This is a genomic window from Neotamlana sedimentorum, from assembly GCF_000943565.1.
In the GTDB taxonomy this organism is placed as follows: Bacteria; Bacteroidota; Bacteroidia; order Flavobacteriales; family Flavobacteriaceae; genus Neotamlana; species Neotamlana sedimentorum.
The window spans coordinates 81,936-97,708 of record NZ_JTDW01000003.1; the positions used below are offsets into that span (position 1 = coordinate 81,936).

General features: G+C 33.0%; 7 protein-coding genes. All 7 read left to right on the top strand.

Features of this window, described 5'->3' with window-relative positions; translation table 11 throughout:
• Positions 1-10: 10 nt before the first annotated feature.
• The 7 genes from PW52_RS04675 (at position 11) to PW52_RS04705 (ending at position 15,767) form a co-directional block, all read left to right on the top strand.
• Positions 11-3,172, top strand: coding sequence for a SusC/RagA family TonB-linked outer membrane protein (locus tag PW52_RS04675; RefSeq protein WP_044631771.1), 3,162 nt, complete (start codon positions 11-13; stop codon positions 3,170-3,172).
• An 11-nt stretch (positions 3,173-3,183) separates the two neighbouring features.
• Positions 3,184-4,935: a RagB/SusD family nutrient uptake outer membrane protein gene (locus PW52_RS04680; RefSeq protein ID WP_044631828.1), complete on the top strand. Its 1,752-nt coding sequence runs from the start codon at positions 3,184-3,186 to the stop codon at positions 4,933-4,935.
• A gap of 100 nt (positions 4,936-5,035) precedes the next feature.
• On the top strand, positions 5,036-5,920 hold the full coding sequence (locus tag PW52_RS04685; RefSeq protein ID WP_044631772.1) for a carbohydrate kinase family protein: 885 nt from the start codon (positions 5,036-5,038) through the stop codon (positions 5,918-5,920).
• A gap of 417 nt (positions 5,921-6,337) precedes the next feature.
• Positions 6,338-9,082, top strand: a complete 2,745-nt coding sequence (locus PW52_RS04690) for a helix-turn-helix and ligand-binding sensor domain-containing protein (RefSeq protein WP_165586755.1) — start codon at positions 6,338-6,340, stop codon at positions 9,080-9,082.
• A 297-nt stretch (positions 9,083-9,379) separates the two neighbouring features.
• Entirely contained in the window at positions 9,380-12,457 is a 3,078-nt protein-coding gene (locus PW52_RS04695; protein ID WP_052823382.1) for a SusC/RagA family TonB-linked outer membrane protein, read from the top strand.
• An 11-nt stretch (positions 12,458-12,468) separates the two neighbouring features.
• Positions 12,469-14,076, top strand: coding sequence for a RagB/SusD family nutrient uptake outer membrane protein (locus PW52_RS04700; protein WP_044631774.1), 1,608 nt, complete (start codon positions 12,469-12,471; stop codon positions 14,074-14,076).
• A gap of 161 nt (positions 14,077-14,237) precedes the next feature.
• Positions 14,238-15,767: a glycerophosphodiester phosphodiesterase family protein gene (locus tag PW52_RS04705; RefSeq protein ID WP_240475148.1), complete on the top strand. Its 1,530-nt coding sequence runs from the start codon at positions 14,238-14,240 to the stop codon at positions 15,765-15,767.
• Positions 15,768-15,773 lie beyond the last annotated feature (6 nt).

A 15,773-nucleotide genomic window follows, 5' to 3' on the forward strand; every position in this document is an offset into this window, starting at 1 on the left:
CTAAATTATTATGAAATGTAAAAAACTCTTTTTATTAACGCTGTTTGCGCTATTGAGCATTGTTGTTCAAGCTCAAATTAGTGGTACCGTTACAGACCAAGCCGATGGTATGCCACTACCTGGAGTGTCCATTTTAGTATCTGGAACCACCCAAGGTACAGCAACAGATTTTGACGGAAATTATACACTAGAAAATGTAAGTGGTAATGCCACTTTAGTGTTTAGTTATATAGGCTATAAAACTCAAGAAATACAAGTGAATAACCGTTCTGTTATAGATATATCTTTGGTTGCTGATGCAGCACAACTTGAAGAAATAGTTGTAACAGGATATTCTAGAGAGCGTAAAGTAGATGTTACTGGGGCTATTACCGTGGTAGAACTTGGACCCACTGAGGGTGTTAGTATGAGTTCTGGTAGTGCTATTCAAGGGTTGCAAGGGCGTGTGCCAGGTGTTTTTATCGAAAAATCTGGAGATCCTACAGGAGCTAGTAGCAATATTTTAATTCGCGGAGCTACCACATTAGGAAATAATGATCCGTTGTTTGTTATAGACGGTGTTCCAACAGTAAGACAAGATGTATTCTCAAGTATTAATCCCAGTACTATAGAGTCGGTTCAAGTACTTAAAGATGCATCGGCTTCTTCTCTTTATGGTGCTCGTGCAGGTAACGGGGTAATTATTGTTACTACTAAAAATAGTGCAAAGGCTGCTGGTGGCGAAAAATTCAAAGTAAGTATAAATTCTAATATATCGGTACTTTCTGAGAAGCAACAACGTTATGATATGCTTAATGCTCAACAAAGAGGGGAAGTGTTATGGCAAGCTTCGGTAAACGACAATTCAGATCCTAATTCAGGATATGGTGAAATATATAATTTTGACTGGAACGGAGATTTTAATAACCCTGTTTTAAACAGTGTTACCGTACAGCCATTTGTTGGAGGAGATACTAATGTTCCTGCAGGTGATACAGATTGGCAAGATGAAACTTATCAAACAGGTTATGTATATAACAACGAAATATCTGTTTCTGGAGGTACAGATAATTCTTTCCATTTGCTAAACGTTGGACATTTAAGAAATACAGGTATTTTAAAATACACAGGGTATGAGAGAATTTCTGCAAAATTAAATTCTAATTTTAATTTATTTAATAATAGATTAAGGGTTGGGGTTAATACGCAAATGTTCACATCCGACGAAACTTTGGCCTCTCCAGATGTTGGTAGTGCACCTACACCTGGTTTAGCAATTTCTTTAGCACCAACCTTACCAGTTTATGATGCTGATGGTAATTTTGCAGGCCCTTTAGGTTCGGGCTATTCTGATAGAAATAATTCTGTTTTAATGCAGTATATAAACCGTTGGGATAACACCGATAGAACAACCTTTTTTGGAAATATATGGGGTGAATTTGATATAATTGAAAATTTAACTTTTAGAACAAGTTTAGGTTTAGATTATAACGACTACCATAGAAAAGATATTGAAACAAAAGTTAGTAATGGATTCATTACAAGAAGTAACAATAGGCTGATACATGATACTAGTAAATTTACCAGTTTAGTTTTTACAAATACACTAAACTATCAACTGGATATTAATGACAAACATAAAATTGGTGTATTACTAGGAACAGAATCTATACAAGATGATTTTCAGAGTGTTAGTGCGCAAGCAGATGGTTTTGCGGTTGAGACTGAATCATTCTTTCAGTTAGATGCAGCCACTGGCGCTAGAACCAATTCAGGCTCATCAACAGGAAGTCGTTTATTGTCGCAATTTGGTAAAATTAATTATGGTTATGAAGACAGATATTTGGCTTCTTTTACATTGCGTCGCGATGGGTCTTCCAGATTTGGACCAGATAACAGATATGGTGTTTTTCCAGCAGCTACTGTTGGTTGGAGAATTAGTAACGAAGAATTTTGGAAAGATAATGATATTGTAAACTCATTAAAATTTAGAGCCGGTTATGGTGAAGTAGGTAACCAAACCATAGGCGACGTAGCGCGTTTCGGATTGTTTGAATCTAGATATGGTGCAAATCAATTACAAGCTACCGGAGATACATTCTTCTTTAATACATTTTATAATGTTGGTACAGCTTACGACTTAAACGGAAATAACACAGGTAATTTACCCTCCGGATTTGTGTCTATTCAAGCAGCAAATTCTGGCTTAAAATGGGAGACTACTAAAGAAATTAACCTTGGTATTGATTTTACGTTGTTTAATAATGTAGTTGGGTCTTTTGACTATTTTACAAGAGAAACATCAGATATTTTAACAATACCACCAATTGCATCAGCAATCGGTGAAGGCCAACTGCGAACATTAAATGGAGCTACAACCGAAGTGAAGGGTTGGGAGCTAGCATTAGGTTATTCAAAAACATTTGATAACGGTTTATCGCTTACCGTAGCAACCAATTTTGGTTCTTTTAAAGATGAAATTACCGAATTACCTGCTGAAGTTGTATCTGCTTTTCCAGGAACTGTAGATAATTCTATTATTGGTCATTCACAGTTTTCAATATTTGGCTATAAATCAGATGGTTTGTTTCAAAGTCAAGCCGATGTAGATTCAAGTCCAACACAAGTTCCTGCAGGACGACCAGGAGGAATTAAATTTAAAGATTTAGACGGTAACGGAAGTGTGGGTGTTGAAGATAGAGATTTCCTTGGAACAACTCTACCAGACCTTGAGTATGGTATTAGAATTGATTTAGCGTACAAAAATTTCGACTTGTCGTTATTTGGATCTGGGGTAACTGGAAGAATAGGGCAAGACCCGTATATATTTTGGAATAATTTTGTACAAGGCAGGGAAAATGCCGGACTTGGTGTACTAGATGCATGGACACCAACCAATACAAATACCGATGTTCCAGCATTGACACTTGCGAATAATGATAATAGGGTTTCAGATTATTTGTTTAGAAATAACTCTTATTTTAAATTAAGAAACCTTCAATTAGGATATTCACTTTCAGAAGACTTAATAGAAAATTGGGCAGGTATGTCCAGCTGTAGAATTTATTTTCAAGGAGAAAATCTATTCTGGTTTACTCCAAGCGATTACATAGGTGCAGATCCTGAGCGTACAGATGTAAATAGAATTCCGGTTCCTACAACGCTGTCTTTAGGTCTTAACATTAACTTTTAAAAATGGTAAACATGAAAAAATATATAAAAACAGTATTAACAGGAATTATGGCAGCATCTGTATTGTTTGCTTGTTCCAAAGACTTTTTAGATTACGAACCGGAAGGCGTATTATCTAACGAAAACGTAGCAACTGCAGAAAATGCTGAAGCCTTAGTAGTTGCAGCTTATGCTGGAATTGCCAATGATGATATGGTAGGGCCTTTAACCAGTATGTGGGTATATGGTAGTGTACGTTCTGATGATGCCTATAAAGGCGGCGGTGGACGTGGAGATGTTGATGTTGTAGATAGATATGAGCAATATAACTTAACTATTGCTGATGACCCATTAGATTGGATGGCACCAAGAACATGGACAAATTATTATGCGGCTATTTCTAGGGCAAACTTTGCTTTAGATGTTATCAATCAAATTCCAGATGCAGATTACGCAGATAAAACAACAAGACAAGCAGAACTTAGATTTTTAAGAGCGCATTCTCATTTTGTATTAAAACTATTATTTAAAAAGATTCCTTACATCACCGAAGGTTTAACTCAAGATGAAATTTTACAGATTTCAAATGTTATAGACAATAATGCTTTATGGGATAAAATTGCAGATGATTTCTTATTTGCTTTTAATAATTTACCACAGGCACAAGATCAAGTTGGTAGAGCTGATAGAAATGCAGCAGCAGCTTATTTAGCAAAATTACGTTTATATCAAGCCTACGAGCAAAACGATACGCATCAAGTAACTAACATTAACGCTACTCGTTTACAGGAAGTGATAGATTATGCAGATGAAGTAACAGGAACATTAGAATCAGATTACGGAAATAATTTTTTAGTTGATTTTGATAATGGTGTAGAGTCTATTTGGGCAGCTCAATTTTCAATAAATGATGGAACAACAGTTGGTAGAGTTAGCTTTGTTACTGGGTTAAATTCTCCTCACGGAACAGGTTTATATGGTTGTTGTGGCTTCCACTTAGCAAGTCACAATATGGTAAATGCGTTTAAAACAGATGTTGTTACTGGTTTACCATTATTAGATACATTTAATGATACTAATATATTTGACGTAGTTGATGCTAATGGAGAAACATCTCTAGCTCCGGGTATTACTTTAGATCCTAGAATTGACCATACTGTTGGAATCCCTGGTCGTCCTTTTAAATATCGTAATACTGTGAATGAAGCTGGTGATATGATTTATAACTTTAGTTGGGCAAGAGACCCAGGTGTTTATGGTTATTTTGGAAATATGAAAGAACAACAAGCACCAGATTGTTCATGTTATGTAAAAGAAGGACCGTTTGTAGGAACATCTAAAAATATAGAATTTATTAGATATGCCGATGTGCTTTTATTTAAAGCAGAAGCTTTAATACAAATGGGGCAAGTGGATGCAGGTGTAACTATAATTAACGAAATTAGAGCTCGCGCAGCGGCTAGTACACAAAGACAGTTGGATGCTGGCGCGTCAGACTTATATAACGTGGGTATGTATCCTATGGGAATGTCTAAAGAAGAGGGTATAAAAGCCCTAATGTTTGAAAGACGTTTGGAGTTTGGTATGGAAGGGCCTAGGTTTTTTGATTTAGTACGATGGGGCATAGCAGAGCAAGTGCTTAATGCTTATTTAGCTGTAGAGAAAACAAGAAAAGATTTTCTTTCTAATGCTCAGTTTACAGCAGGGAGAGATGAATATTATCCAATTCCACAAAGAGAAATTGATTTTACAGGAGGATTGTATGAGCAAAACCCTGGGTACTAGTTTTAATAAAAAAATTAAGTTTGTTTTTTTAGTTTGTTGATAAACTCCAGGAGTATTTAAATTTTGTTAAGTGCTTCTGGAGTTATTTAAAAATAAAATAATGGTAAAAATTACTTGTTTTGGAGAAATATTATGGGATGTGTTTCCCACTCATAAAAAAATTGGAGGAGCTCCTTTAAATGTGGCGAGTAGATTACAATCATTCAATCAAAACGTGACTATGATTAGTGCTGTTGGAAAAGGAGAAAATGGAGTGAAAATTATGCAATATCTTAAAGATTGTGGTATTAATACAAGTTGTGTTCAGGTACATGATGAATATAAAACAGGAAAAGTAAAAGTGATGCTAAATGATAAAGGCTCGGCATCTTATGACATCAAATACCCAAGAGCTTGGGACAAAATCAGATTAACAGAAGTGAATAAAAAAGCTGTAAAAAGCTCGGATGCATTTGTTTTTGGGAGTTTAGTGGCAAGAGATGATAGTTCTAGAAACACCTTATACAGCCTCATAGAGTTAGCGAAATACAAAATATTCGATTTAAATTTAAGACCACCTTACTATACAAAAGACGTTTTGTTTCATTTAATGGATAAGGCCGATTTTATTAAGTTTAATGATGATGAACTTTTTGAGGTATGTAAATACATGGGTTCAAAATTTAATTCGCTGGAACAGAATCTTATGTTTATTTCTGAAAAAACAAATACAAAACACATCTGTATAACAAAAGGGTCGCATGGAGCTGTTTTGCTATACGATAATAAACTATATTACAATAGTGGTTTTCTTGTAAAAGTTATTGATACCGTAGGTGCAGGAGATTCATTCTTGGGCACTTTAATCAGTCAATTATTAAATAATATAAACCCTCAAAAAGCAATAGATTTTGCTTGTGCTATAGGGGCATTGGTGGCACAAAGCGAAGGTGCAAATCCGGTTTTATCGAAATCTGAAATAGATGCTTTTATAAATCCATGTTAATCCCTAATCATGTTTCGAGCTAAATATTGTTATAAAAAGATCCAATACAATATAAACTATATGAAATTCTACTAAATTAATTAAACTATTGTTAATAAAGGAATAATTAGGTGTTGGTGAAATTTAATATGCTTAAAAAATTCTTTAAAAACAGTGGTTTACTTATTTTTGGTTAGGTATACCTTGAGTACTTAAGGCTTTAACAGGTTTGTTGAAGCCTTTTTTTATGCTTTACTTTGGCCAATAAAGTAATACTATAATTAAAAAAACAGGATTAACGCTCAAAAATTTATCAAGATTATTTAAGCTTAACTTTAAAACTTCTTAAATTGTATTTATGTAATAAACAACCAGCTTTTTTTGAGTGCCACTTTTATGAAAATTCATTTAAAAACAATATTTACTTTTTTCATTTTTTTGCTAGTTAATACCAAGTTAATTGCACAGGAATTACCACCTATTCAAAAATTTTCGCCAGTAGATTACAATGCAGATAGCCAAAACTGGATGCTTTCTCAAGCATCAAACAATTTTATATATGCTGCTAATAATAAAGGATTGCTTGAATATAACGGACATAATTGGGTTGTTTACCCATCTCCAAACAATACTATATTTAGATCGGTTAAGGCTATTAAAGACAAAGTTTATACGGGATGTTATTCTGATTTTGGATTTTGGTATAAAAATAAATTTGGAGTATTAGAATACAAGTCATTAGCGTCAAAACTTGACAACAAAGTGTTAATTGATGAGCAAATTTGGGATATTATTGAATTTAATGAATGGGTAACTTTTCAAGCCAGAAAACACATCTATTTTTACAACACAATTACCAAAGCGTTTAAAACAATAACCTCAAAAAATTTAATTTATAAAATTTTTAAAATTGATAATCGAATCTATTATCATGTAGCTAATGAAGGTTTATATACCATTGAAGATGGCAAACCAAAACTATTAGTTAATGATGCCATTACATTAAGCGATAGGGTTATTAACGTTTTTGAAAATAATAAAAGCCTATTTCTTTTAACTAGAAAGTCTGGTTTTTACAGAATAGAAGCTAACTCATTAATTCCTTGGCGTATTCCGGCTTTAGATACCCTAAAAAATACAAGTGTGTTTAGTGCTATACAATTACACGATAAAAGCTTTATGCTTGGGACTATTTCTAAAGGTATTTTGCATTTAACCAAAGATGGACACATTGATTATATAATAAATCAAAAAAAAGGACTTAGCAACAATACGGTATTATCTTTATTCGAAGACAGTAACCATAATGTTTGGGCTGGTTTAGACAATGGTTTAGATTGTATAAATGTAACATCGCCAATTAAAACATTTATAGATTATGACGGTGTTTTAGGAACTGTTTATACAACAAAAGTATTTAAAGATTATTTGTATTTAGGTACAAACCAAGGGTTGTTTTATAGAAAATTAGGAGCTTTAAATGATGATTTTAAATTTATAAAAGGTACTGCTGGACAAGTTTGGAGTCTATATAATTATAATGATGAATATTTACTATGTGGACATCATCTTGGTGGGTTTTTAGTAACTAAAGACGAGGTTAAACAAATAAGCAAGCATTTTGGAGTCTGGAATTTCCAAAAGGTTCCAAACCAGGAGAATTTATTGTTACAGGGTAATTACGACGGTATTTATGTTTTGGAAAATACAAACAACAACTGGAAATTAAGAAATAAAATAAAGGGCTTTAATAATTCTTCTAGGTATTTTGAAATTACCAACTCCAATCAAATATGGGTAAATCATGAATACAAAGGCGTCTTTAAACTAACGTTAAATGACAGCTTAACCAAAGTAGTAAATGTAACTAAAGAACAAACATTACCCAAAGGCAAAAATTCTAGTTTAATATCGTACAGAGATACTATTGTATATATGTCTAACAGTGGTGTTTTTAAACTTAACGATAGTTTAGGGACCTTTAAAAAAGACTCAACACTAAGTAAACTGGCTGTAGAAAACCAATACATTTCTGGAAAAATGGTAGTCGATTTAAACAAAAAACTATGGATGTTTTATAAAGAGAGTTTAAGTTTTATAGAAAACGATAATCTTACAAATAATGTTAAAATAACCAATTTACCGATACCTTCTAAATTTAGAAGAGGTGCTTTAGGATTTGAAAACATAGAAAATATTGCTCATAACAATTATATTTTAGGAACCACCAATGGCTATTTAAAACTGAATCTTGATAACACGTCTTACAAAAATAATTACTATGTCCATTTAAACTCAATTTCAAATACCAATCTAAATCAAAATACAACAACAAGGATATCGCTTAAGGATTCAGGTGATTTTAATTATAAATATGGTATACTAACATTCAATTTTTCGGTGCCAGAATATGAAAAATATTTAGATGTTAAATACCAATTTAAATTAAATGGAAATATGAATGAATGGAGTGAATGGTCCAATAAAGCCGAAATAAGTTTCGAAAACCTACCATATGGAGATTACCATTTTGAAGTAAAAGCAAAAGTAGGCAACCAGCTATCTAGCAATATAGCGTCTTATAAATTTACTATAAATAAGCCTTGGTTTATATCTAATTTAGCTTGGTGTTTATACTTTTTACTACTTATTGCTATTGCTATTCTAACACATAGTATTTATAAAAATTATTATAATAAAATGCTTAAAAACAAAGAATTAGAAAATAAGCAGATTATTATGCAAATGAAAAATGAAAAATTAAACCAAGATATTGAGAATAAAAACAGAGAATTAGCAATATCTACCATGAGCATTATTAAAAAAAATAGGGTTTTAAACAAAATAAAAAAAGAATTAAAGAAAAGTAAAAACGCTAATAATGCCGAAGCTATAAAACTTGTAGAAAGCAATTTAAACGACTCCAAAGATTGGTCCTTTTTTGAACAAGCATTTAATAATGCAGATAAAGACTTTTTAGAAAAAATTAAACAGGTACACCCAGATTTAACACCAAACGATTTGCGTTTTTGTGCCTACTTGCGTCTCAATTTATCTTCAAAAGAAATGGCACCTTTATTAAATATCTCGGTTAAAAGTGTTGAAACTAAACGTTACCGTTTAAGAAAAAAACTTGGTTTAGAGCACGACAATGGGCTTGTTAACTATATCTTAAAGTTCTAGTAACACTACAGGAGTATAATTTACCACGACATTACCACTACAAGCCCATAAACCCCTTTGTTTTTAAAGGCTTAAACTAAATTTTATGTTTTTTTTATCATATATAGTGTCTACTGGTATTTCGGCTGTTTTTTTTAAATTTTATACATTTTAAAATTACAATGTTCGTTTTTTATCGGCAGAATAATTATTGAATTATCAGAGTCTGCGGGTAATTTTAACAAACAGTTAATTTTAAATATCTTCTTAAAATTCTATCAAACTATAATTTTGACACTAAACTAAAACAACCATTTTATGAAATTTAAAATTTGTTATCAAAAAACTAAAGTACTGTTCTTTATATTGTGTTTTTCTATTTCATTAGGAACCTTTGCACAATCGGAACAAACAATAACAGGTACTGTGCTATCGGCATCAGATAACATGCCTTTACCAGGAGCAACAGTGCTTATTAAAGGAACTAGCAATGGCGTATCCACAGATTTCGACGGAAAATTTTCATTAACCTTAAACAATAACACAACGGTATTAGTTGTTTCGTATGTTGGTTATAAAACAAAGGAAACTCCAATAACTTCCAACCAAATAACTATTCTATTAGAGCAAGATGAAAACATTCTAGACGAAGTTGTAGTGGTAGGTTACGGAACTCAAAGAAAAAGCGATATAGTAAATGCCGTTGCAGTAACCGATTTAGAAAAAGCAACACTTTCTCCAACCTCAGACGTGAATGAAATGTTGAGAGGTAGAATTGCCGGCCTTCAAGTTAATGTGGGCGGCGGTACATTAAGACCAGGTGGAACTTCAGACATAATTTTTAGAGGACAAGGTTCTATTGAAGGTAATGTAAGCGCCATTTATGTTGTTGATGGTATAATAAGAGACGATGGTATTGAGGATATAGATTCAGACGATATTGAGTCTATAGAATTTCTTAAAGATGCATCTGCACAAGCCATTTACGGATCTAGAGGGGCTAACGGTGTAGTATTAATAACTACTAAACGTGGTAAAGCAGGTAAAGTAAGTGTAAACTACCACGGTTTTCTTACGTCCAAAACTATAGAGCGAAATTTTGATGTTTACAGCGGTGAAGAATTTGCTCAATTAAGACGAGAAGCCGTTAGAACAAACAGAGCAGATGACTCTTACCCTAATGATGAAGATATTTTTTCTGAAATAGAATTAGAAAACATAGCAAATGACAATTTTGTTGATTGGGAAGATGAATTAATGAGAAACGGATTTGTAAACAGTCAAGCTATAAGCGTTAGTGGCGGTACAGAATTAACTAAAGTATTTGGTAGTATTAACTATTTTAAAGAAGAAGGATTAATACCTACATCTAGTTATACAAGAAAAACTTTACGCTTAAACGTAGATCAAAAAATAAGTGATAAACTATCTGTTAATTTCGATTTAAACCTTTTAAATGATAATACAGACCTAGCTGCAAACGTAAACGTTATTACAACTTCACCTTTAGGTAGCGCCTATAACGAAGACGGCAGTATTACGCGTTTTCCAAGTGGCGAGGAATTATCTGCAGTAAATCCACTTTGGAATTTAAATGAGCAAATTAACGAAGAAACAGGAAATGACTTTGTAATTAACATTACTCCTATCTGGAAAATCACAAACAACTTAACCTACCAATTAAAAGCGAACATGACTAGGCGTACTTCAGAAAGAGGACAGTACCAATCGTCTTTAAGTTCTGCCGGAGATGATGTAGGTGGCATTGCACGAATAGATAGCCGACTAAGAGAATCGTTTTTAGTAGAAAATATTTTAACCTATGACAAGGAGATAAATGTAAATAATAAGCTTAATGTTACGCTTGTTCAATCTGCACAAGAAGATGATGTAAGAAGAACTTTTACAGAAGGCCAAGGGTTTACAAACGAAGATAACGGTTATAATGGTATTGCAAGTGCTATTGGAAACATAAGTGTGGAGCGCGATTCAGATAAAATCAATTATCTATCCTACATGGCCAGAGCACGATACACTTTAATGGATAAATATTTATTTACAGGAACAATGAGAGCAGATGGCTCATCATTAAACGGTGTAGGAAAAGAATGGAGCTATAACCCTGCAGGTTCTTTTGCTTGGAAAATGCATAATGAAAGCTTCTTAGAAAATGTAAATGCTATACAAGAATTAAAATTAAGATTAAGTTACGGGTCCTTAGTAAACGATTTAGGAATTCCTTATACATCGCTTTTCACTGCCGATCCAGAACCTTATATTTTTGATAGCGAGTCTGCATCTGGTTTTTCTCCTTCAACAATTTTACCTAATCCAGATTTAGAATTTGAAAGAATTACAACTGCAAATATTGGTTTAGATTTTTCTATGTTCAATAAATTGTTAACCGGTAATATTAACTGGTACGATGCAAGAACCAAAAATCTTCTGTTAAAAAGAGCTGTGCCTTCTACAACAGGATATACCTTTACATACTTTAATGCAGGAGAACTACAAAACACAGGTATTGAGCTAGGTTTAACAGCTAATATTATAAATAACAACAATTTTAAATGGACGGTTTCTACAAACTGGTCTAATAATAAAAATAAACTTATTGAACTCTATACCGATGGTAATGGCGATCAAATAACTAAAGATGATACGTACAACTATTATGTTGGTCAGCCTGTAGGTGTAATTTATCAATATGCATTCGATGGGATTTGGCAAGAAGGCGACGATTTTGAAAATGCGGCACAAGCTAATCCAGAATCCTCACTTACTCAAGATAACTTAAGTCCAGGTGATATTAAAATTAAAGATGTTAACGGGGTCGATGATGAAGGAAATATAATATCTGGTCCAGATGGAAAAATTACTCCAGAAGACCGTGTGTTTATAGATCCAAACCCAGATTGGTTCGGGTCGTTCTCAACAACTTTTGAGTATAAAGGTTTCGATTTGTTAGTAGATTTTTATGTTGTTGAAGGAGCTACAAAAATAAACCCTTTTTTATCTGATTTTAATAATGGAGGCACAATATCTGGTAAACTTAATGGTGTTGAAGTAGATTATTACACACCAGAAAACCCTTCTAATTCGTTTCCTAGAGCAAATTTCGATTCTACACCATTATACTTAAATGCTTTAGCTGTTAAAGATGCTTCTTACGTACGATTAAGAACGTTAAGTTTAGGTTATACGGTACCAGAAATAGCCTCAAACAAGTTAAACTTAAACATGATTAGGTTTTATGTAACAGGAACAAACTTATTTACAAATACAGATTATATTGGCTATAGCCCAGAGGTAAATATAAGACCAACTTTTTCTAGTGCAGATACAGGGTATCCAGATGCAAAAAGTTTCACATTTGGGGTAAGAGTTAAATTTTAAAAAAAGAAATAATGAATACAGAAAATTTATATAAAAAATTAAAAGGATCAGGTTTGCTTCTTATACTATTAATTTTTGCAGTTTCTTGCGAAGACTTTTTAGAAGAAAACCCAAGCACATCAATTGATGCAGATTATATTTATACTACAGAAGAAGGTTTAAAATCTGGAGTTGTAAGCTTATATAAATTCGAACGAGATCGTTACCAAACAAGTACAGAAGATTTTATGGGTGCTGTTCTTATGTCTTCTAGAAGTGATTTAGCGTTTAGCAGAACAGGTTATACGGGTTTAATGGGTAGATACGAAAGAGGTGTTTCGCCAGTAGACCAAGGTGCTAACTTTGTTTCTTCACTTTTTTGGAAACACTTTTATAATATGACTAATAAAGCTACAGCTATTATAAATGCAGCAGAAATTATTGAAGACATTGATGAAGACGTGAAAAACCAAGTACTTGCCGAAGCTAAATATTTTAGAGCACATTCTTATTTTTATTTATATAGAATGTTTAATAATATTTATATTAATACCGAAACTGTTACTGTTGAAAATGCATTTGATGTTGTAAACGACAAATCTTCTGAAGAAGACATTTTTGCCCTTATTAACAGTGATTTGGATTTTGCAGTAGAACATTTAGAATGGACAGATACCTTTGGACGCGTTACAAAAGGAACCGCTAAACATGTGAAAGCAAAGGTTGCCATGTGGCAAGGAGATTGGACTGAAGCCAAAAATCAAGCTTTAGATGTTATTGAAGATCCAGACTCACCACACAGCTTAGTATCTAGCACATCGGAGGTTTTTGCTGGCGACAGAAACAACTCGGAATCTTTATTCGTAATTCAAGCCGAAGACGATTTATTGGGTGGTGGTAACACAACTATGATAAATGCTAACTACGTAACTCAATACTTTCATATTTCTGGTATTGAAGCAAATATAGAACAAGGCGGCAGAGGTTTTTCCCGTATTTTACCTAACCTATATTTATTAAATCTTTTAGCTGAAGATCCTAATGACACTAGAGATGATGATACTTACTTCAGACTTAAATATTATTATACTTCTGGAGACAGAATTGGCGAAGAATTAGACGACTATGCACCAATAACAGACTTAGATAACCCAAGCAGTAATTACACAACCTATTACCAAAGAATGCATCCATCATGCATAAAATTTGCCCAGGATGACGATAATCCAGACTCTTACTTAAATAGAAGTAATATTACAGTTTATAGATTAGCAGAAACATACTTAATTGCAGCCGAAGCTATAATGAGATCTACAGGAGATCCTTTACCTTATATTAATGCAGTTAGAACTCGTGCCGGTGCCCAACCAGTATCATCTGTAGATCAACAAACTATTTTAGATGAACGCGCCAGAGAATTAGCCTTTGAAGGGCAGCGCTGGTTTACCTTAAAACGTATGGGACAAGAGGTTATAGACTTTCAAATAACAAATTACGCAGGCGACGGAGAATACTTTCCTGCTAATTTAGGCTCTAAAGATCCAAGAACAAATTGGCAACCACACTATATTAATTGGCCAATTGCCCAAATAGATTTAGATTTATTAGGTCCTAATTACCCTCAAAACGATGGCTATTAAACCTTAACAACACCCTATTTAAAACACCTAAGGACAACTACAATTGTCCTTAGGTGTTATAATTATTTATATTTTTTAAACTTATAATTCTGTATTTCTTTATGAGCATTTGCAAAACCATATGTATTTCAACATTAATTTTTATAAGTCTTATGGCTTGTATGTCGAGCTCAAAAAAAAATATAGCGTTTGCTAATAATGTTGTAATTGCACACCGAGGTGCATGGAAAACTAATCAACTACCACAAAACTCTATTGCGGCACTAAAAAAAGCCATTCAGTTAGGTTGTACAGGATCAGAATTTGATGTTCGGATAACTAAAGATAGCGTGCTTGTTGTAACTCACGATAAAGAGTATAATTCTTTAGTTATTGAAGAATCTACGTATGCCGAATTATCAAAATTTAAACTTTCAAATGGAGAAACCTTACCAACATTAAAAAACTACATTTCTGCCGGTATTAAAAATAACGATTCTACTGGTTTAGTTTGCGAATTAAAACCAGCAAAAACCAAAGAAAAAAATCTGCTTATAGCAGAACAAACTATAAAATTAGTAAAAGAACTTAAGGCCGAAAACCACATTCTATCCTACATCAGCTTTAGTTATAGCATATTAAAAAAAATAAAGGAACTCGATCCTAATGCTAAAACACAGTATTTAGACGGGTCTAAATCACCTAGCCAATTAAAAGAAGATGGAATTTCAGGGTTAGACTACTTAGTTTACAAATACAAAATACATCCAGAATGGATATCTAGTGCTAAAGAAAATAACTTAAAACTAAATGCGTGGGTCGCCAATAAGGACCATGATATAAATTGGCTTTTAGCTAATAATTTTGATTATATCACAACAGATGAGCCAGAACTTACTTTTAAAAAAATAAAAGAAAGTCCAACCAATAAAGGATACCAATTAGTTTGGAGCGACGAGTTTAATTATAAAGGCAAACCAGACAGTACCAAATGGGCTCATGATTATGGTTTTTTAAGCAATAGAGAAAAACAATACTATACAGACAGCTTAAAAAATGTTAGAGTTGATAATGGGCATTTAATTATTGAAGCGCATAAAGAAAAAATAGCAAACAAAGACTTTAACAACCCCGAAATTAAAAAGAAAAGTTGGATAAAATATATAACAGAAATTGATACTGCCCAATACACCTCGGCACGATTAAACACCAAAGGATTAGCCTCATGGAAATATGGCAGAATAGAAGTTAAAGCTAAACTGCCAAAAGGTGTTGGCTTATGGCCCGCTATATGGATGTTAGGTAATAACAGAAAAGAAGTGGGTTGGCCAGAATGCGGAGAAATAGACATTATGGAACATGTTGGTTTTAACCCAGATTCTATATTTGGCACTATACACACCAAAGCCTTCAATCATTTAAAAGGCACACAGCGGGGTAAAAAGATTTTTATTGATAAACCTTATAACAAATTCCATGTATTTGCAATAGAATGGACTCCCGAAAAAATCGATTTCATCTTGGATGGTGTGGTATATAATCATATTGAAAACGAACATAAAACAACTGCAGAGTGGCCTTTTGATCAAGAATTTTATTTAATTCTAAATGTTTCAGTAGGCGGTATGTTAGGCGGAAGAAAAGGCATTGACGATAGCGTTTTTCCGCAGCAAATGCTAATTGATTATGTTAGGATTTTTCAAAAAAAATAGAGTAAA

What these genes read in the sequence shown, in the direction of transcription:
- PW52_RS04675 (WP_044631771.1), top strand. Translation starts at nt 11, where the DNA reads ATGAAATGTAAAAAACTCTTTTTATTAACGCTGTTTGCGCTATTGAGC.
- PW52_RS04680 (WP_044631828.1), top strand. Translation starts at nt 3,184, where the DNA reads ATGAAAAAATATATAAAAACAGTATTAACAGGAATTATGGCAGCATCT.
- PW52_RS04685 (WP_044631772.1), top strand. Translation starts at nt 5,036, where the DNA reads ATGGTAAAAATTACTTGTTTTGGAGAAATATTATGGGATGTGTTTCCC.
- PW52_RS04695 (WP_052823382.1), top strand. Translation starts at nt 9,380, where the DNA reads ATGAAATTTAAAATTTGTTATCAAAAAACTAAAGTACTGTTCTTTATA.
- PW52_RS04700 (WP_044631774.1), top strand. Translation starts at nt 12,469, where the DNA reads ATGAATACAGAAAATTTATATAAAAAATTAAAAGGATCAGGTTTGCTT.
- PW52_RS04705 (WP_240475148.1), top strand. Translation starts at nt 14,238, where the DNA reads ATGTCGAGCTCAAAAAAAAATATAGCGTTTGCTAATAATGTTGTAATT.